Source organism: Nordella sp. HKS 07, assembly GCF_011046735.1.
Lineage (GTDB): Bacteria > Pseudomonadota > Alphaproteobacteria > Rhizobiales > Aestuariivirgaceae > Taklimakanibacter.
Window position 1 is genome coordinate 6,372,368 of sequence record NZ_CP049258.1, and the last position, 16,793, is coordinate 6,389,160.

A 16,793-nucleotide genomic window follows, 5' to 3' on the forward strand; every position below is an offset into this window, starting at 1 on the left:
AATGACCATCTTTGCAAGACTCGGGGGAGTTGCGCTCGGATTGGCCTGCATGATCCAGGCGGCTTACGCCGTCGATGCAGACCAGGTCCGGGTCGATCCCAACAAAGGACAATTCCAGACCGTATACGGCAAGGCTCTGCCGCCGATCGGCTATGTCGAGATGTGCGCGCGTGAGCCGAAGGAATGCCGCGCGCTTGGTGGCAAGGCGGTGCATCTCGCTTTGTCGCCGGAGCGCTGGAACCTGGTCTATCAGGTCAACACATTCGTGAACGGCAAGATTGCGCCGGTGAGCGACGACGAACTCTACGGAAAGCCGGAATATTGGACTTTCCCGACCGATGCCGGCGACTGCGAGGACTATCTGCTGCTCAAGAAGCGCTACCTCGAAGGCCTGGGCTTTCCCTCGGAAGCCCTGCTGATCACCGTTGTTCTGGACGAGAAACAACAAGGCCACGCCGTGTTGACCGTCACCACCGACAAGGGCGACTTCGTTCTCGACAACCGCCGCAACGAGGTGCTGCGCTGGAACAACACCGGCTACACCTATCTAAAGCGTCAGTCGCCGGAGGATCCGCGCCAGTGGGTGTCGCTGACCAAAAAGCCGCCGGCCCATGTCGGCGCTGTCGCGGCCGGAGCTGCGAGGAAATAGCCCGATGAATATTGGGAGCTAGGCCCGGTCGGCGTCCCCCTCCCCATCCCCCACCAGACCGGGTCAAAGGGAGCCGGCTCTGTCCCACCCAGAGCCGGCTCCACTATTTCCAGATCGATCAGTCGCTCGGGATTTCGCGCAAACCGGCAGTGAAGCGCCGCCAGTTCTTCACATAATTCTTGGCCGAGAGCGTGAGCTGCTCGGCCATTTCGGTTGAAACCTCGCGCACCACTTTGCCAGGCGCCCCCATGACAAGCGAATTGTCGGGGATTGCCTTGCCCTCCGCGATCAGCGCATTGGCGCCGATCAGGCAGTTGCGACCGATCTTGGCGTGGTTGAGGATGGTCGCCCCCATGCCGATCAGCGTGTTGTCGCCGATTGAGCAGCCATGCAGGATCGCCTTATGCCCGATGGTACAGTTGCGCCCGACGGTCAATGGCGCCCCCATGTCAGTATGAAGCACGCAGCCATCCTGGATGTTGCTGCCCTCGCCGATCAGGATCAGCTCGTTGTCGCCGCGCAGCACCGCCCCGAACCAGATGCCGGCATTGCGCTCGAGCTTCACCTTGCCGATGACGACCGCGTTCGGCGCGATCCAATAGTCGTTCTCGGGCGGAAGCTCCGGCGTAACACCGTCGAGCGAATAGACCGTCATGCGCCTTCCCTCTCAGTCCATGGCTTTTCTTGGACTATACAGAGCCCATGGCGCCGCGCCAGCGTCACAGAGCGCTTCCCCAAAGCTGCTCGATTTTGGTGACAAGGAGCGCTCCAAACCATTTGCTCTTTGAGCTGTTTGCCCCACCTGGATAGAAAGGTCCCGGCTTGATCTAAGTGGGTGTGGCGCCAAGCCGGCGCACCGCCTCGACGGCATCCTCGATCTGCGGCAGGAACATGACATCCGGTGCCTTCACCTCGTGTTTCATCAGCTCCTTGCGCACATCGAAGGAAGCCCCGGTCAGATAGACCTTCACGCCATGGTGGCGGGCCTTGCGCACCACCCCGGCAATCACATTGGCGCCGGTCGAATCGAGGAAGGGCACGGCCGAGAAATCGAGCACGAACCCCTTGTGCTGGTCGGCGATGCGCTCGAGCACCGTGCCCACGGCGGAGGCGGCGCCGAAGAAGAAGGCGCCGCTGATCCGGTAGACGACGACCTCCGGGTCGCTGGCGAGTTCGGCGTCGTAAGGCGTGCGCCCGCCATTGCTGTCGTCGGCGCGGTCATCGGCGGCGAGCGGCCCATGCTCGACGCGCGTCATATGTGCCATACGGTTGATGAAGATGAAGGCGCCGATCGCCGAGCCGACGACGATGCCTTCCGTCAGATCGCGGAAGATGGTGAGCAGGAAGGTCGACAGCAGGATCGCCGCATCGCCCCATGAGGAGCGGATGAGCGTGCCGAATGCGTGTTTCTCCGCCATGTTCCAGGCGACAACCGCCAGCACGGCGGCCAGCGCCGCGAGAGGGATGTAGCTGGCGAGTGGTGCTGCGACGAGCATGAAGACAAGCAGGAAGGCCGAATGCAGGATGCCGGCGACGGGGCCCCGCGCCCCTGCCCTGACATTGGTGGCGGTGCGCGCGATTGTGCCCGTCACGACGATACCGCCGAAAAGCCCCGAGCCGATATTGGCCACACCCTGCGCCACCAGTTCGCAATTCGAGCGATGGCGCCGGCCGGTCATGCCGTCAGCGACCACCGCCGAGAGCAGGGATTCGATGGCGCCCAGAAGCGCGAAACCAACCGCATCGGGCAGCACCGCCTGGATCTTCTCAAAGGACAGAGGCGGCAGCTGCGGCGCCGGCAAGGTCGACGGGATGCCGCCGAAGCGCGTGCCGATGGTCTCGACGGGCAGGCCCAGGAAATAGACGGCGACCGAGGCGAGCACCACGGCGATGAGGATATTGGGCCAATGCGGACGCAATTTCTTGAGGCCGACCATCACCACGATGCCAAGCGCGGCGATCGCCAGCGCGGAAGTGTTGATCGTGTCGAGGACACCCCACAAAGCTTCGATCTTGGGGATCAGCGCACCCGGTTCGTGCTCGAGCGTAAGCCCCAAGAGATCGCGGATCTGGCTCGCGAAGATGATCACCGCAATGCCGGCGGTGAAGCCCACCGTCACCGGATAGGGTATGAATTTGATATAGGTGCCGAGCCTGAGATAGCCGGCTGCCACCAGGAACAGGCCGGCCATCACGGTGGCGAGCAGCATGCCGTCGACGCCGTGGCGCTCGACGGTGGCGGCGACCAGTACAATGAAGGCGCCGGCGGGACCGCCGATCTGGAATCGGCTGCCGCCGAGCAGCGAGACGAGGAAGCCGCCGACGATGGCGGTATAGAGTCCGCGGTCGGGTGTTACGCCCGAGCCGATGGCGATCGCCATCGACAGCGGCAAGGCGACGATGGCGACGGTGAGGCCGGCAAGGAGATCGGCGCGCAGATCGACGAGCCCATAGCGCTCGCGCAGCACGGTGACGATCTTCGGTGTGAACAGCTCAACAAAGCTCGGCCCCGGTGCGGGCAGAGGTGATTTTCCCGACCAGTCCGTCATTCCGAGCCGCCCCGCACCTTTTCGTTATTCGAGATCGAAATCCAGGATGGCCATGGAGAAATTGTAGGAGAGCTCGCCATCCTCATCGTCGCGGAAGATCACGCCGATGAACTCGTCGCCGATATAGACCTCCGCCGAATCACTCTTTTGCGGGCGCTTGCGGACTTCAATATTGGCGAGCTGAAATTTGGCTTTCAGAAAGCGGGTGAGCTTCTTTATCTCATCGGGTTGCACGATGGCGGTCCTTAGATTTGACTGGGAAGACCAAGCTGTACCCCGCCGGTCGAAGCCAAGACAAGCCTATTCTACCCCCTGCGACGTATCCGCCTTGAGCTGGTGATCCATGACCAGAGCCGGCTCGGCGCAGCCGGCATAGCCGACGACTTTGGCCGGAACGCCGGCGACCGTGCGGTTGGGCGGCACGTCATGCAGCACGACCGAGCCCGCGGCGACACGCGAGCAATGACCGATCTCGATATTGCCGAGAATCTTGGCGCCTGAGCCGATAAGCACGCCATGACGGATCTTGGGATGGCGGTCGCCCGATTCCTTGCCGGTGCCGCCGAGCGTCACTTCCTGCATGAGCGAGACATTGTCTTCGACGACCGCCGTCTCGCCGATGACGATGGCATGGGCGTGGTCGACGAAGATGCCGCGGCCGATGCGGGCGGCGGGATGGATGTCGACGCCATAGACGACCGAGGAGCGGCTCTGCAGATAATAGGCGAAGTCGCGGCGGTCCATCTTCCACAGCTGATGCGCCATGCGATGCGTCTGGATCGCCTGGAAGCCTTTGAAATAAAGAAGCGGCTCGAGGTAGCGGTGGCAGGCGGGATCGCGCTCATAGACCGCGACGATGTCGGCGCGCGCCGCCTCGCCGATGGTGGGATCGGCGTCGAGCGCATCCTGGAAGGCCTGCTGGATCAATTCGGCGGTGAGCGCATTCGCCATGCGCTGGGCGAGGCGATGCATCAGCGCGTCCTCGAAGCGCGGCTGGTTCAGCACGGCGCCGAAAATGAAGCCGCCGAGGCTCGGATCCTTCTTGGCCGCCTCCTGCGCCTCCTCGCAGATGCGGTCCCAGACCGGATCGAGGCTGGCGACGCTTTGCGGATGTGTCGACTGGCGGACCATCGGATACTCCATGAATTGCCGGACCCATCTTACGCCACTGCCCGGGAAATGGGGAGCTTTCCCGCAAAAGCAACAGCATTGCGTTAATGTTGGGGCTAGAGCGCTTCCCGCCAAAGTCGCCCGACTTTGGCGATAAGGAAGCGCTAAAGATAAATGTTTTCGAGCCCTTTTTCTCGCTCTAATTGAAACGGAACGTTTCAATTAGAGCGAGAAGGGCTCTATAGCCGCCTTCCATGACGAATATCGCCTCCCCAACGCCCTATCTCGAAGCCTGGCGCGACGGCCCTGTGGGCTTCCTGATGCTCAACCGCCCCGATCGCCGCAATGCACTGAACCGGGAGATGTGGCGCGCTTTGCCGGAACTGGTCGCGGCGCTCGACAATGATCCCGAGACCCGTCTGCTGGTCCTGCGAGGCGCCGGAACGGAGGCCTTCGCCGCTGGCGCCGACATCACCGAATTCGCCGAAACGCGCGCCAACCCGGATCTGGCGCGCGACTATGCGGCGCTGAACGGCAAGGCCTTCGCAGCCCTGCGCGGTACCGCCAAGCCCGCCATCGCCATGATCTCGGGCTTCTGCATCGGCGGCGGCCTGGCGCTGGCGCTCGCCTGCGATCTGCGGATCGCTGCCGACGACGCCCTCTTCGCGCTCCCGCCGGCCCGGCTTGGCCTCGCCTATCCGCTCGACGGGCTGACCGACCTCCTGCAAGCCGTGTCTCCCGCCTTCGCCAAGGAAATGCTGTTCACGGCGCGCCGCTACCGCGCCATGGAAGCACTCGCGGCCGGGCTGGTCCACAGGATCGTGCCCAAGGGCCGGCTCGAAGCCGAAACCCGGGCGCTCGCCGCCGAGATCGCCGACAACGCGCCCCTCACCCTAAAGGCCTCGAAGCGCGCCATCGATGCGCTTGCCCGGCGGCAGGGCAGCGAGGATCTGGATGCCCTGGCGGCCGCCTGCTTCGCCAGCGCCGATTATGCGGAAGGCCAGAAGGCTTTCCTCGAAAAGCGCAAGCCACGCTTCACCGGAAGCTGACTCATGAAATTAACAAAAGAGCCTAATTTATTGAATTCAGGAAGCTAATTACAACTTCCTTGTGCTGCCGATCACCTACCGCGTTCATGTGATTGCGCCGTGCCAGCGTGACGCCGCGGGCACCCGGAATGGCCGCGACCAATGGGTCGACCTTGCCGGCGATTTCATCCATCTCGCCCGCCACCACCAGTACGGGCACATGGATCTGGCCGAGCTCGGCCAAAGTGATCTTCTGGCGCGACGCGCGCATGCAGGCGGCAAGCGCCTTGAGATCCCCTTTGGTCTGTTCGGCGAAGACGCGGAACGTTCTGGCGGACGGATCGGTGACGCTGTCGGCGGACGGCGCCTCCAGCGCCCGGGCGATGGGCTCGGCCCCGCCGACGCCGCGGATCATGTTCTCGGCCAAGCCGGAGAGCACCGCGGCGATCACCCGCTCGGGATGGTTGAGGGTAAGAAAAGCCGCGATACGCGCGCCCATCGAATAGCCCATGACCCGCACCTTGGGCAGCCCCAGATGGTCGACCAGCCGCCGGGCATCCTCGGCCATTTCAGGGGCCGGATAGCCGGCCGGATCATAGAGCTTGCCGCTCTCGCCATGGCCGCGATTATCGAAGGTGATCGTCTGGTAGCCCACCTCGTTGAGCGACTTGACCCACCCCGTGTCGATCCAGTTGACGCGGGCGTTCGATGCGAAGCCATGGATCAGCAGGACCGGCGGTCCTTCGCCGGAGACTTCATAGGCGATATCGACGATGTCGGAACGGAAACTTGGCATTTGTCCTCATGCTTTGCGAAGGGCGCAACATATGCTATTCGCGCCGAGTGCGCTTCCCGCCAAAGTTACTCGACTTTGGCGATAAGGAAACGCTCCAGGATATATGTATTCGATCACGACTACTTCAGGGATGCATCATGGCGTCGGGCTCAACACCGCATTTTCAGAACAGCGACGGCGTGCCGGCGATCGAGATCGGCACCAAGGAATTCATGTGCGTCGGCGCCAAGCCGCCCTTCGATCACCCGCATATCTTTATTGATATGGGCGCGGACACCGAAACCGTCTGTCCCTACTGCTCGACGCTCTACAAATATGATCCGAGCCTTGCCGCGACGGCCTCGCGGCCGGCAAACGCCCTGTGGACCGACGAAGCCGCCTGATTTCAGGAGCTTCGCGTTCAGCACCCTAGCGCGGGATGCGAAAAAGTGGGCACCGGTTTTTCGCAAGAATCCCGCGCTAACATATAAGAATCGATCACGTTTATGAGTTTGGATTGACTCAATCCAAACTCATCGTGATCTAGGCGGCATTGTTCTCTGCTGACTATTGAGGAGCGGAAGCTTGCGTGACCATGCCCTGATCGAGTCTGCTCGTTCCCGGCGCGCAAGCTGAGCAGCCAGCGAGCACCGTCAAACCGAGAATGGCAATGAGGCGGCTGAGCGTGAGCATGCTGTCGTAAACTGTCACTGCCCCTTGCCATTGTCCAGCTTGATTTGACAGAGCTGAAACGGCACGTTCGTGGGGCATGATGGAGATCAGGGAATATCGCGAGAGTGATCAGGACCGCCTGCTCGCATTGATTCGCGAATTGCAGGCGCATGAGGTCGTTCTCTATGACAGGATGAAGCCTGAGTCCGAGATGGGCATCTGGTATATCGATTTCCTCAAGAAGCAATGCGCCGAGGATGAGGGAGTTATCCTGATCGCCGAGGAGAACGGGCTGGCGCTCGGCTATGCCGTGATCCTCACCCGGGCGGTCGAGGACGGTGCGGGGGACGAAGTCGCCTATGATTACGCCTATATCGTCGATCTGGTGGTGGCGCGGGAAGCGCGCCGGCGCGGTATCGGCCGCCTACTTCTGGCCGAATGCGAGCGCCGCGCCGGTGAAGCCGGCCGTGAAGATCTGCGCATCACCGTGCTCGCTGCCAATCGCGGCGCCCATGAGCTCTACCGTTCCCTCGGCTTCGACGATCTGCTGGTCGATATGCGCAAGCGCCTGACATGAAGAACGACACCCTCTCCAATCTCCAGGCACGCCGCCTGGCGCTCGTCGCGCAAGGTTTCGGCAATCCAAAGCGCGAGGGCATCGCCAACTGGACCCGTATCGATCAGGCCGTCCGGCGCATGAACCTCCTGCAGATCGACAGCGTGAATGTGCTGGTGCGCTCGCATTATCTCCCGGTCTTCGCGCGCGCCGGCCATTATAGCCACGACACGCTCGACCAGCGCACCTTCGGCAGGCGCAAGCGGCGCTTCTTCGAGTACTGGGCGCATGAGGCGAGCTTCCTTCCGCTCGAGCTCTATCCGCTCCTGCGCTGGAAGATGGAGCGCGCGCTCGACAACAAAGGCGAGCACCGCTTCCTCGAGAAGTTCGGCCGCGAACAGAAGGCCTATGTCGATGAGGTGCGTGATTTCGTGAAGGCCAACGGCCCGACCGCGGTGAGCGATCTGCCCGATCCCGGCGGGCGCACCGGAAACTGGTGGGGCTGGAACAAGGGCAAGATCGCACTCGAATATCTCTTCCATACCGGCGAGGTGACGGCGGCGACGCGGCGTGTCTTCGAGCGACTCTATGACCTGCCCGAGCGCGTGCTGCCGCCTGAGACGCTTAACACGCCATCCGTGCCGGAGGCGGATGCGGTGCGGCGGCTGATCGACCTTTCGGCGCAATCGCTCGGTGTGGCGAGCGAGGCGGATCTGCGCGATTATTTCCGCCTGCCGGTCGATGCCTTCAAGCAGGCACTGCCGTCGCTCGTCGAGGACGGCACGCTTTTGCCTGTCAAGGTCGAGGGCTGGACGATCAAGGCGTTCCGACATCGCGATACCGGCGCGCCGCGCAAGGCTGGCGCCAATACACTGCTCTCACCCTTCGACCCGCTGGTGTGGGAGCGCTCGCGCGCCGAGCGCCTGTTCGGGTTCCGCTACCGGATAGAAATCTATACGCCGGGGCCGAAGCGCGTTTACGGCTATTATGTGCTCCCCTTCCTCGAGGGTGACCAGCTCACCGCCCGCTTCTGTCTCAAGGCCGATCGTCAGGCAGGCATCCTGCGGGTGAACGCAGCCCATGGCGAGGATGGCTTCGATGCGGTGCGAACTGCCGCGGCGGCCGCTCCCGAACTCCGGCGGATGGCTGGGTGGCTCGGCCTTGCCGATGTCGAGGCAGCTCCGCATGGTTCGCTCGCCAAAGCGCTGCGCCAGGCATTGAAGCGATCATGACCCAAGACGACATAATGACTGGAAGGCTCGTGCTGCGGCTCCTTCCGCACGCAGCACTCATCGCGACCGAAGCGGGCGATATCGATGAAGCTGCCCGTCTCCTGGATCTCAAGCTTCCCGCAGACTGGACGGATGTCGCCGCGCTCGCCAAGCGCCGTCTCGTACAGTTGGCCGAGGAGCCGGATTATCGTCCCTGGGCGATACGCGCCATTGCCTTGCGGGAAACCGGCGAGGCCGTTGGTTATGTCAATTTCCACGGATGCCCGGCGCATCATGAGATGGCCGGGCGCGACGCTTGCGCCGAATTCGGTTATACGATCTTCGAGAAATACCGCCGCCGGGGTTATATCGAGGAAGCGGTGCGGGCCTTGATGGATTGGGCGAAACAGCGCGGCGCCCGCTATTTCATCTTTTCCGTCGCCCCCGACAATGCGGCCTCTCATGGCCTTGCCGTCAAGCTCGGCGCCCGCAAGATCGGCGTCCAGATCGACGAGGAGGATGGGCCGGAAGACGTGTTGCTGCTGAGTTGAGGGGACGGCACATGCGGCCGTCCCTCGGGGTCATCTCAGATCGCCTTCTCGCGCACGAGCTCGTCCGTCACCTTGGAGATCGCCGCCCCCAGCGTGTCGACGACGAAATCCACCTCCTGCTTCGTGATGATGAGCGGCGGCGAGAGCACGTCGAGATGGCCGATCGGGCGCACGAACAACCCATGCGCCTCGCATTCATTCGAGATGCGCTTGGATATGTTCACCTCGTCGGGAAGCTTCTCTCTCGTCCTCTTGTCGGCCACATATTCGAGACACATCATCAACCGGCGGCCGCGCACGTCGCCGACGATCGGCAAGGCGCCGAGCTCACCGAGGCGCTGCTCGAGATAGTCGCCGACGCGCGCCGCATTGCCGCACAGATCCTCGCGCTCGATGATCTCGATATTCTTGAGCGCCACGGCGCAGGCGACCGGATGGCCGGAATAAGTGTAGCCATGGGTGAACCAGGCGTCGACGTCGGGCGCGCTGATCACCTCATGCACCTGGTCGGAGAAGAGCACCGCGGACAGCGGCACATAGCCGGAGGTCAGCCCTTTCGCCGTGACGATAATGTCGGGCACGATGCCGAATTCGGCTTGTGAGGCGAACATGTGGCCAACCCGGCCGAAGGCCGTCACAACCTCATCGGCGATGAAGAGGATGCCGTTGTCGCGGCAGAGCTTGCTCATGCGCGGCAGATAGTTGGGCGGCGGCATGGTGACGCCGCCGGAGGCTTGCGCCGGCTCGGCGATGAAAACCGCAATGTTCTCGGCCCCGAGCGTCTCGATTTTCTGGCGGAATTCCTCGACCAGGAAGTCGCTGAATTCGCTGAGGCTCATGCCGTCGGGCCGGCGATAAGGATAAGGCGCCGAGAGGTGGTGGACGAGATCCTGCACATAGCGGAAATGCGGTGATTGATCGCCGTCGCGCATGCCCACTGTCATGCCGAGAAAGGTCGAGCCGTGATAGGAGTTCTTGCGCGAGATGATGTATCTGCGCGCGCTCTCGCCACGGCGCGACTGATAGTAATGGGCGAGCCTAATCGCCGTATCGATGCCGCAGGAGCCCGAGGTCGCGAAAGTCACATGGTTGAGGCCCTCTGGAGCCAGCGAGGCGAGCTTGGCGGCGAGTTCGGCGGCGGGCGCGTTGGTGACGTCGACAAAAGTGGTCGTATAGCAGAGCTGCAGGGCCTGCTCGGCCATCGCCTGGGCGATTTCCTTGCGGCCATAGCCGGCATTGACGCACCACATGCCGCCGATGCCGTCGAAATAGCGCCGTCCCTGCGCATCCTTCACATAACAGCCTTCGCCCTCAACCAGAACAAGCGACCCCTCCTCCCTGAAACTGTCGAAATGCGTGTAGGGATGGAGGAAATGGTCGTGGTCCTTCTGCCAGAGGTCATCCGGATTGAAGCGGTTGCTAGCCCGTTGAAGCATGATTTTCCCTCTATTTTGATTGAACGTTCATTCAATATAAAAGCGCGACAAAGGGCGCTTCCCCTGTCTCTGGCACTGTAGCCCAGGCCGCTCATTGGCGCCAAGCCCATGCCTGTGCAGGTGCGAGACAGCCTAGTCCACGATCATACCGTATTTTTCTCCGTGCACAGATTAACCGGCGAGAGTCCGGTTTCGGGTGGATGTCGGGGGCCCTTTCCCCCAGATTGAGATCACGCAACGAGGAGTACTCACCATGATACTGGACTCGCTCTCATCGACCGCCACCCAAGTCCCGACTGACAGCGGCGCTGAGACCGTTACCTACGCCTTCGGGCAATCGACGCTCGGTCATGTCCTTGTGGCCAGAAGCAGCACAGGCATTTGCGCCATTCTCATCGGCAGCGATCGCACAAGGCTCGCGGCCGACCTGCGCAGCGACATTCCCGACGCGCATGCCGCCGAGAGCGATGCCCTGCTCGCCGGCGACATCATGGCTGTCGTCGCGATGATCGAAGCACCCGGCAAGCCGATCGAACTGGTTCTCGATCTCAAAGGGAGCGATTTCGAGATCGCGGTCTGGCAGGCCCTGCGCGCGATTCCGGCAGGACGGACCATGAGTTATTCCGCTCTCGCCGAGGCGATCGGCAAGAAGGGCATGGCGCGCGAGGTCGGCGAAGCCTGCGCCGCCAACCGGATCGCCGTCGCGGTGCCCTGTCATCGCGTGCTGCGCAAGGACGGCTCGATCTCCGGCTATCGCTGGGGCGTACACCGCAAACGTTTGCTGCTGCAGAAGGAAGGCGCGTTGTGACCGACACCCTGCCCGCATCTCTGGCGCAACGTGTCGCCCAGCGCGACTGGTCCGCTATTTCCCGGGAGCTCGACAGCCATGGTGCGGCGGTCGTCTCCCGGCTCCTGAGCCCGCAGGATTGCGAAAAACTGGCCGCCAGCTACGACAAGGGCGAGCAGTTCCGCAGCCACATCATTATGAGCCGGCATGGGTTCGGGCGCGGCGAGTACAAATACTTCGCCTATCCCCTGCCTGGTATCGTCGCCCCCTTGCGCACCGGCCTCTATTCTCCCCTGGCGCGCATCGCCAATCGCTGGAACGAAGCGCTCGGCGACGCCGTGCGCTATCCTGACACGCATACCGCCTATCTCGAGCGCTGCCACGAGGCCGGACAGAAGCGGCCCACCCCGCTTCTGCTGCAATATGGCGAAGGTGACTACAATTGCCTGCATCAGGACCTCTATGGCGACCATGTCTTCCCGCTTCAGGTCGCCATTCTATTGTCCGAGCCGGGCCGCGACTTCACCGGCGGCGAATTCGTGCTGACCGAGCAGCGCCCACGCATGCAGTCGCGCGCCGAGGTGGTGCCGCTCAGCCAAGGCGACGGCGTAATCTTTCCCGTGCATCACCGCCCCGTTCAGGGCACGCGCGGCGTCTATCGGGTCAATCTGCGTCACGGTGTGAGCCGATTGCGCTCCGGTCGGCGCCACACCCTCGGCATCATCTTCCACGACGCGAAATGATCAAGGCATGGCCAGGCTACGCCGAACGGCCTCCGCGACATTGCGCTGATCAGCTTCCGGCAGCGCCGGGAATTCGCGGCTGAAGAAACGCTCGAAACCGTCCGGCATCTTCTCGGAAACAATCTCGCCGCGGATCATCTGGCTGTTGAGGGCGTCACCGTCTCTATGGGCGGCCAGATGGACATGGAGATGCGCCACCCCATCGCCGAAAATATAGACATAGACCAGCGGCGCGCCGGTCGCTTGCTTCAACGCCCGGCAGGTTCTGGCGATCACAGCGCCGAAACTCTGTGCCTCGGGGCCGTCGAGATCGGCGATGGTCGGAATGTGGCGCAACGGTTCCAGATAAGCGAAACCCAGCACCTCGGCATCGAGCGAGATGGTCACGCGCCAGAACTCGTCGCGCCACACCTCGAGACGGTGGAGCTGGGCGTCGCCCGCCTCTTTGCGGCAGATGATGCAGCCGTCGCTCATCGCGGCGTCAGAAGATGCCGGCGCCGGGTGACGATGCGCTCGAGGGCGGAAAGGAAGCCGTCGCAATGTTCGTCATTCACCACCAGGGAGAGCGCCATATAGCCGCGACCGGCAATGTAATAGCCTTCCTCCAGAAGATCGAGATAGATGATCTGGCGCAGGAGCTGATCGGCCTTGGCCGCGTCTTCGGGCACGCGAACTTCGCCGGCGAGCGGGTGAAGATTGAGCAGCGAGCCGACGCCCGTCGCCTGCACCGCCACCTGATAGCGCATGAAGAGATCATTGAGGCGGGCGCGCAAGCGGTCGCCGCGATCGTTGAGCTCGAGGCAGGCCTCGGCCGTGAAGATCTCGCTGAGCGCGGCGAAGCCCACGGTCATGGTGAGCGTGTTGTTGTTGAAGGTTCCGGCATGCGGCAGGAAATTCACCCGCATGGGGTCAAACTGTTCCATGATGTCGCGACGGCCGCCAAAGGCGCCGAAGGACATGCCGCCGCCTATATATTTGCCGAGCGTCTTGAGGTCGGGTGTGATGCCGAGGGCATCGCTCAAGCCTTTCGGCGCGAGCCTTGACGTCATCACTTCGTCGAAGATGAGGACGATGCCAAGCTTCGCCGTCTCCTCGCGCAACATCGCGAGATAGACCGGGTCTGCCGCAAGGCAGCCGCCGCTGCCCATCATCGGCTCGATGATGAGTGCGGCAAGCGTGGAACCATGTTCCGCGATGAGCCGGCTGGTCGCCGCGACGTCGTTGAAGGGCGCCAGGATGACATCATAGGGGGCGTTCACCGCCGCCCCACCGCCGCCGAAATAGAGCGTGCCGCCATGATAGCCGCCCTTGATGCCCATGATCTTCGCGCGCTTTGTAAAGGCGCGCGCGGCCCCCAGGGCCATCATATTGGCCTCGGTGCCGGAATTGGTGAAACGCACGAGATCGAGGCCGAAGCGCGCCGTTACCGCTTGGGCGAATTTCACCTCGACTTCGTGATGGGCGCCGAGATTGAGTCCCAAAGCCAGCGCGTCGGCGACCGCGCGCGCGATGCGCGGATGCGAATGCCCATAGAGTCCGGCCGAATATTCGCCGAGGAGGTCGACATAGGAGTGCCCGTCGAGATCGGTGATGAACACGCCTTCCGCCTTGGCGACACGGATCGGCATCGGCGGCGTGAAGAGGACGGTGCGCGTATTGCCGCCCGGCATGACCGCCTTGGCTGCCTCATGCAGCGCGACGGTCCTGGGTCGCGCGGTGACGAAGCGCGCCGAAGCTTCGGCAAGAGCGGCATCGATCTCATCGACGAGGGGCGCATTCATGCTGGTGTCCCGAATCCGAAGTTCGCCACAGCCAGCGGGACCTTCCGAGCGAACTTCGAATTCGGAGGGACACTTGAAAACCTGATGATTCTAGTGTGCTTTTGAACGCAAAGTTCCTGTCGGTGCAAGCCGCCTGATATCAGGAACTTCGCGTTCAGCACACTAGCATCCTTTGCGGAGAATATGCCCCGGAAGCATGCCCGAGCCAATCCCGTTACGCAATGCTCCAGCCATGCAACACTTTCAACCGCCCTGCACCGGAGCGGGATGGCGCAAGCATGTGGAAGCCTATAGGGTGGCCCTGCAATGTCGACCGTCCGCGAGGAACCAGCCCGCCCGCAAACCGTTCCGCAGCCTGATTCGGCGGGCGCCGGCGCGCCTGTTTCGTGGAAAGAGAGTTACGTAGCGATACTGCAACTGGCCTGGCCGCTGGTCCTCACCAATTTCGCCCAGGCGGCGATGATCGTGACCGACGTGGTCTTCATCGGCAGGCTGGGACCGCAGGCGCTGGCCGCGAGCTCGCTGGCGGTGAACATCTACCATACTTTCGCGTTCTTCGCCTTCGGGCTCGTCAGCGCCGTCACACCCATGGTGGCGCGCGAGAAAGGTGGGCGTGCGCGCGATGTGCGCCAGACGCGCCGCATCGTCCGGCAGGGACTATGGACGGCCGTGATGATCTCCGCCCCGGCCATGCTCCTGCTCTGGCACGGCACGGCCTTTCTCGCGGCAATCGGCCAGGAGCCGGCACTCGTCGAGGAGGCCGGCCGCTTTTTGCGCGCTTTGCTCTGGGCCATGCCGTCCTTTCTCGGCTTCGTCGTTCTGCGCTCCTTCATCTCGGCGCTCGAGCGTCCCGGCTGGGCGCTTGTGATGTCGATCGCCGCCATCCTCGTGAATGCGCTCGGCAACTGGCTGCTTATCTTCGGCAATTGGGGGTTTCCAGCCCTCGGCATCATGGGCTCGGGCCTGGCCAGCGCCATCGCCAGCCTCCTGATGTTCCTGGGGCTCGCCAGCGTCCTCATGATCGACCGGCGCTTCCGCCGCTATCACGTCTTTGGCCGTTTCTGGAGGGCCGACTGGGGAAAGCTGAAGGCCATCTGGGTGCTGGGCCTGCCGATCGGCGCCATCATTGCCTTCGAAACCACCATCTTCAACGCCGCCGCCTTTCTGATGGGCTGGCTCGGCGAGGCCGAATTGGCCGCGCATGCAGTGGCCATACAGGTCGTCACCCTCGCTTTCATGACGCCGCTCGGCATCGCGCAGGCCGCCACCGTTCGCGTCGGTCTTGCCTATGGCGCCGGCGACCCGCTCGGCGTCAGCCGCGCCGGCTGGAGCGCCTTCATTCTCGGCACCAGCTTCATGGTCCTCACCGCCACCGCCATGATCGCCATCCCCCACACCCTGATCGGCATTTTTCTTGATCTTGGCGCCCCCGGCCATCTTCCCGTGCTGGCGCTGGCGACCACTTTCCTTGCCGTCGCCGCGGTGTTCCAGCTCGTCGACGCTGGCCAAGTGCTGGCGGCTGGCATGCTGCGCGGCCTCCATGATACGCGGGTACCGATGTGGTATGCGGCGATCGGTTATTGGGGTATCGGACTGCCGCTGAGCTTCTATCTCTCGCAATATACAAGCCTGGGTGGAATAGGCGTCTGGGTCGGCCTTGCTTCAGGAATCGCGGCGGTCGCTGTGCTGATGGTGCGCCGCTGGCTCAACCGCGAGCGGCTAGGTCTGATCCGGCCTCTGCTCTAAAGCCCTTCCCACTCTTCGGTCCGATGTTCTAGAAGGTCGGCAAGGCCCCCTTGGCGGAATTGGTAGACGCACAGGACTTAAAATCCTGAGCCCACAAGGCGTCCCGGTTCGACCCCGGGAGGGGGCACCATCTCAAGACAACCGCTTTCCGCCACGAAAAGGGCCGCCAGATGGCGGCCCTTCTTGTCGGTCAATTCGCTTCTCTTAGCGCGCATCCCGGCGAAGTGGAATCACTTCGCCGAGAAGGATCCGCGCCAGATCAATATGTTGGAGCAAATCCTCATCGCCAAAGTCTTCAACTTTGGCGGGATTTGCTCTAGAAGCGATAACTGATGCCGGCACGCACGGCGTGGAAGTCGTTGTCGGCCGTGGACTTGCCGAGGATGTTCTCAAGCTCGGTGTCTTCCAGATCGGTATAGCGATACTCGATCCGGGCCGTCAGGTCGTCGGTCATGGCATATTCGAGGCCGCCACCGATCGTCCAGCCCCAGGCCGTGTCGCTGTTCGATTCGTTGGCGTTAGGCGCATCGGACTTGAGTTCGACGCCGCCGACCGCGAGACCGCCCGTCGCGTAGATGAGGGCGCGATCCATGGCGAAACCGCCGCGCAGCCGAAGCGAGCCGAGCCAGTCGATTTCCTTGCTGCCTTCGCCGATGACCGGGCCATCCCGCTCCTGGCGGATATCGGCATCACCGTTCATGTCGGAAAATTCGATGTCGCCCTCGACACCGAAGACCAGCATGTCGGCCTGGAAATTATAGCCGGCATGCACGCCGCCGATGAAGCCGTCGGTCTCGATATTGCCTTCACGCGCGTCGACGATGATCTCGTTGTCATCGCCACCAGGGCCAGTCGCGCCGCTGCCGTCGGCGGCGTCGAGATCGATATCCGAATCGCCCCAGGCATAGCCGCCCTGGACGCCGATATAAGCGCCGGTCCAGTCAAACGCGGCGGGCGCGTCGACGTCGGCGGCTTGCGCGCTGGCGATCATGAGCGCCGAAGCGGCGCCGGCGAGAAGTACTTTTTTGAACATTTAAGTCCCCCAAAGAGATTACTGCGGTGTCCTTTTGAAAGCCGAGGAAATTCCGGTCAAGGAGGTTGCGGCTGATTTCTCCAGATTGTTCCAGGGGTGTTGCATCAATGGTACACTTTCGCGACTATTGCCTCCCGCAGCCACGGGCACACGCTACGTAAAATCA

The 16,793-nt window shown here is 62.8% G+C and carries 18 protein-coding genes and 1 tRNA gene; 10 read left to right on the forward strand and 9 right to left on the reverse strand.

The genetic code is table 11. The features are described 5' to 3' along the window. Nucleotide 1 precedes the first annotated feature (1 nt). Complete coding sequence (locus G5V57_RS30185; RefSeq protein WP_246737422.1) at nucleotides 2–649, forward strand: transglutaminase-like cysteine peptidase; 648 nt, start codon at nucleotides 2–4, stop codon at nucleotides 647–649. 118 nt (nucleotides 650–767) lie between these two features. Here the strand turns inward: G5V57_RS30185 and G5V57_RS30190 are convergent, their stop codons facing one another. The 4 genes from G5V57_RS30190 to cysE form a co-directional block, all read right to left on the reverse strand. Beyond that, nucleotides 768–1,304, reverse strand: a complete 537-nt coding sequence (locus G5V57_RS30190; RefSeq protein WP_165172333.1) for a gamma carbonic anhydrase family protein — start codon at nucleotides 1,302–1,304, stop codon at nucleotides 768–770. A 172-nt stretch (nucleotides 1,305–1,476) separates the two neighbouring features. Next, nucleotides 1,477–3,198 (reverse strand): SulP family inorganic anion transporter, encoded by a 1,722-nt coding sequence (locus G5V57_RS30195; protein ID WP_165172335.1) that lies wholly within the window; start codon nucleotides 3,196–3,198, stop codon nucleotides 1,477–1,479. A gap of 24 nt (nucleotides 3,199–3,222) precedes the next feature. After that, nucleotides 3,223–3,432: a DUF3126 family protein gene (locus tag G5V57_RS30200; RefSeq protein WP_165172337.1), complete on the reverse strand. Its 210-nt coding sequence runs from the start codon at nucleotides 3,430–3,432 to the stop codon at nucleotides 3,223–3,225. Between the two features lie 66 nt (nucleotides 3,433–3,498). Continuing rightward, complete coding sequence (cysE, locus tag G5V57_RS30205; protein WP_165172339.1) at nucleotides 3,499–4,329, reverse strand: serine O-acetyltransferase; 831 nt, start codon at nucleotides 4,327–4,329, stop codon at nucleotides 3,499–3,501. A 233-nt stretch (nucleotides 4,330–4,562) separates the two neighbouring features. On the opposite strand from cysE, the gene G5V57_RS30210 reads away from it, so the two are divergent. Further along, nucleotides 4,563–5,357 carry an enoyl-CoA hydratase gene (locus tag G5V57_RS30210; RefSeq protein WP_165172341.1) on the forward strand — a complete coding sequence of 265 codons (795 nt, stop codon included), beginning with the start codon at nucleotides 4,563–4,565 and terminating at the stop codon, nucleotides 5,355–5,357. A gap of 22 nt (nucleotides 5,358–5,379) precedes the next feature. Here G5V57_RS30210 and G5V57_RS30215 read toward each other — a convergent pair whose 3' ends face one another. Next, nucleotides 5,380–6,132 (reverse strand): alpha/beta fold hydrolase, encoded by a 753-nt coding sequence (locus G5V57_RS30215; protein ID WP_165172343.1) that lies wholly within the window; start codon nucleotides 6,130–6,132, stop codon nucleotides 5,380–5,382. 137 nt (nucleotides 6,133–6,269) lie between these two features. Between G5V57_RS30215 and G5V57_RS30220 the strand changes: the two genes are divergently transcribed. The 4 genes from G5V57_RS30220 to G5V57_RS30235 all read left to right on the forward strand — a co-directional run bounded on the left by G5V57_RS30220 (nucleotide 6,270) and on the right by G5V57_RS30235 (nucleotide 9,101). Continuing rightward, entirely contained in the window at nucleotides 6,270–6,515 is a 246-nt protein-coding gene (locus G5V57_RS30220; protein ID WP_165172345.1) for a zinc-finger domain-containing protein, read from the forward strand. Nucleotides 6,516–6,880: 365 nt separating this feature from the next. Next, entirely contained in the window at nucleotides 6,881–7,360 is a 480-nt protein-coding gene (locus G5V57_RS30225; protein WP_165172347.1) for a GNAT family N-acetyltransferase, read from the forward strand. Then, nucleotides 7,357–8,571, forward strand: coding sequence for a winged helix-turn-helix domain-containing protein (locus tag G5V57_RS30230; protein ID WP_165172349.1), 1,215 nt, complete (start codon nucleotides 7,357–7,359; stop codon nucleotides 8,569–8,571). Before G5V57_RS30225 ends, G5V57_RS30230 begins: the two co-directional genes overlap by 4 nt. Continuing rightward, the gene (locus G5V57_RS30235; protein WP_165172351.1) at nucleotides 8,568–9,101 is read left to right on the forward strand and encodes a GNAT family N-acetyltransferase; all 534 of its coding nucleotides are present in this window, start codon (nucleotides 8,568–8,570) and stop codon (nucleotides 9,099–9,101) included. Before G5V57_RS30230 ends, G5V57_RS30235 begins: the two co-directional genes overlap by 4 nt. 35 nt (nucleotides 9,102–9,136) lie before the next feature. Here the strand turns inward: G5V57_RS30235 and G5V57_RS30240 are convergent, their stop codons facing one another. After that, nucleotides 9,137–10,537 (reverse strand): aminotransferase, encoded by a 1,401-nt coding sequence (locus G5V57_RS30240; RefSeq protein ID WP_165172353.1) that lies wholly within the window; start codon nucleotides 10,535–10,537, stop codon nucleotides 9,137–9,139. A gap of 253 nt (nucleotides 10,538–10,790) precedes the next feature. On the opposite strand from G5V57_RS30240, the gene G5V57_RS30245 reads away from it, so the two are divergent. Together G5V57_RS30245 and G5V57_RS30250 are read left to right on the forward strand one after the other, a co-directional pair. Next, complete coding sequence (locus G5V57_RS30245) at nucleotides 10,791–11,345, forward strand: methylated-DNA--[protein]-cysteine S-methyltransferase (protein ID WP_165172364.1); 555 nt, start codon at nucleotides 10,791–10,793, stop codon at nucleotides 11,343–11,345. Beyond that, a complete protein-coding gene (locus G5V57_RS30250) occupies nucleotides 11,342–12,067 on the forward strand; it encodes a 2OG-Fe(II) oxygenase (RefSeq protein WP_206530120.1) in 726 nt (241 codons plus the stop codon). Before G5V57_RS30245 ends, G5V57_RS30250 begins: the two co-directional genes overlap by 4 nt. Here G5V57_RS30250 and G5V57_RS30255 read toward each other — a convergent pair whose 3' ends face one another. Next, the gene (locus G5V57_RS30255; RefSeq protein WP_165172366.1) at nucleotides 12,068–12,541 is read right to left on the reverse strand and encodes an HIT family protein; all 474 of its coding nucleotides are present in this window, start codon (nucleotides 12,539–12,541) and stop codon (nucleotides 12,068–12,070) included. It abuts the gene before it with no gap. Further along, nucleotides 12,538–13,848: an aspartate aminotransferase family protein gene (locus G5V57_RS30260; protein ID WP_165172368.1), complete on the reverse strand. Its 1,311-nt coding sequence runs from the start codon at nucleotides 13,846–13,848 to the stop codon at nucleotides 12,538–12,540. Before G5V57_RS30260 ends, G5V57_RS30255 begins: the two co-directional genes overlap by 4 nt. 306 nt (nucleotides 13,849–14,154) lie before the next feature. Here G5V57_RS30260 and G5V57_RS30265 point away from each other — a divergent pair, with 306 nt between their 5' ends. Both G5V57_RS30265 and G5V57_RS30270 read left to right on the forward strand, forming a co-directional pair. Beyond that, on the forward strand, nucleotides 14,155–15,594 hold the full coding sequence (locus G5V57_RS30265; protein WP_165172370.1) for an MATE family efflux transporter: 1,440 nt from the start codon (nucleotides 14,155–14,157) through the stop codon (nucleotides 15,592–15,594). A 44-nt stretch (nucleotides 15,595–15,638) separates the two neighbouring features. Next, nucleotides 15,639–15,724, forward strand: a tRNA-Leu gene (locus tag G5V57_RS30270). A gap of 186 nt (nucleotides 15,725–15,910) precedes the next feature. Here the strand turns inward: G5V57_RS30270 and G5V57_RS30275 are convergent. After that, a complete protein-coding gene (locus G5V57_RS30275; RefSeq protein ID WP_165172372.1) occupies nucleotides 15,911–16,627 on the reverse strand; it encodes an outer membrane protein in 717 nt (238 codons plus the stop codon). Nucleotides 16,628–16,793: the final 166 nt, after the last annotated feature.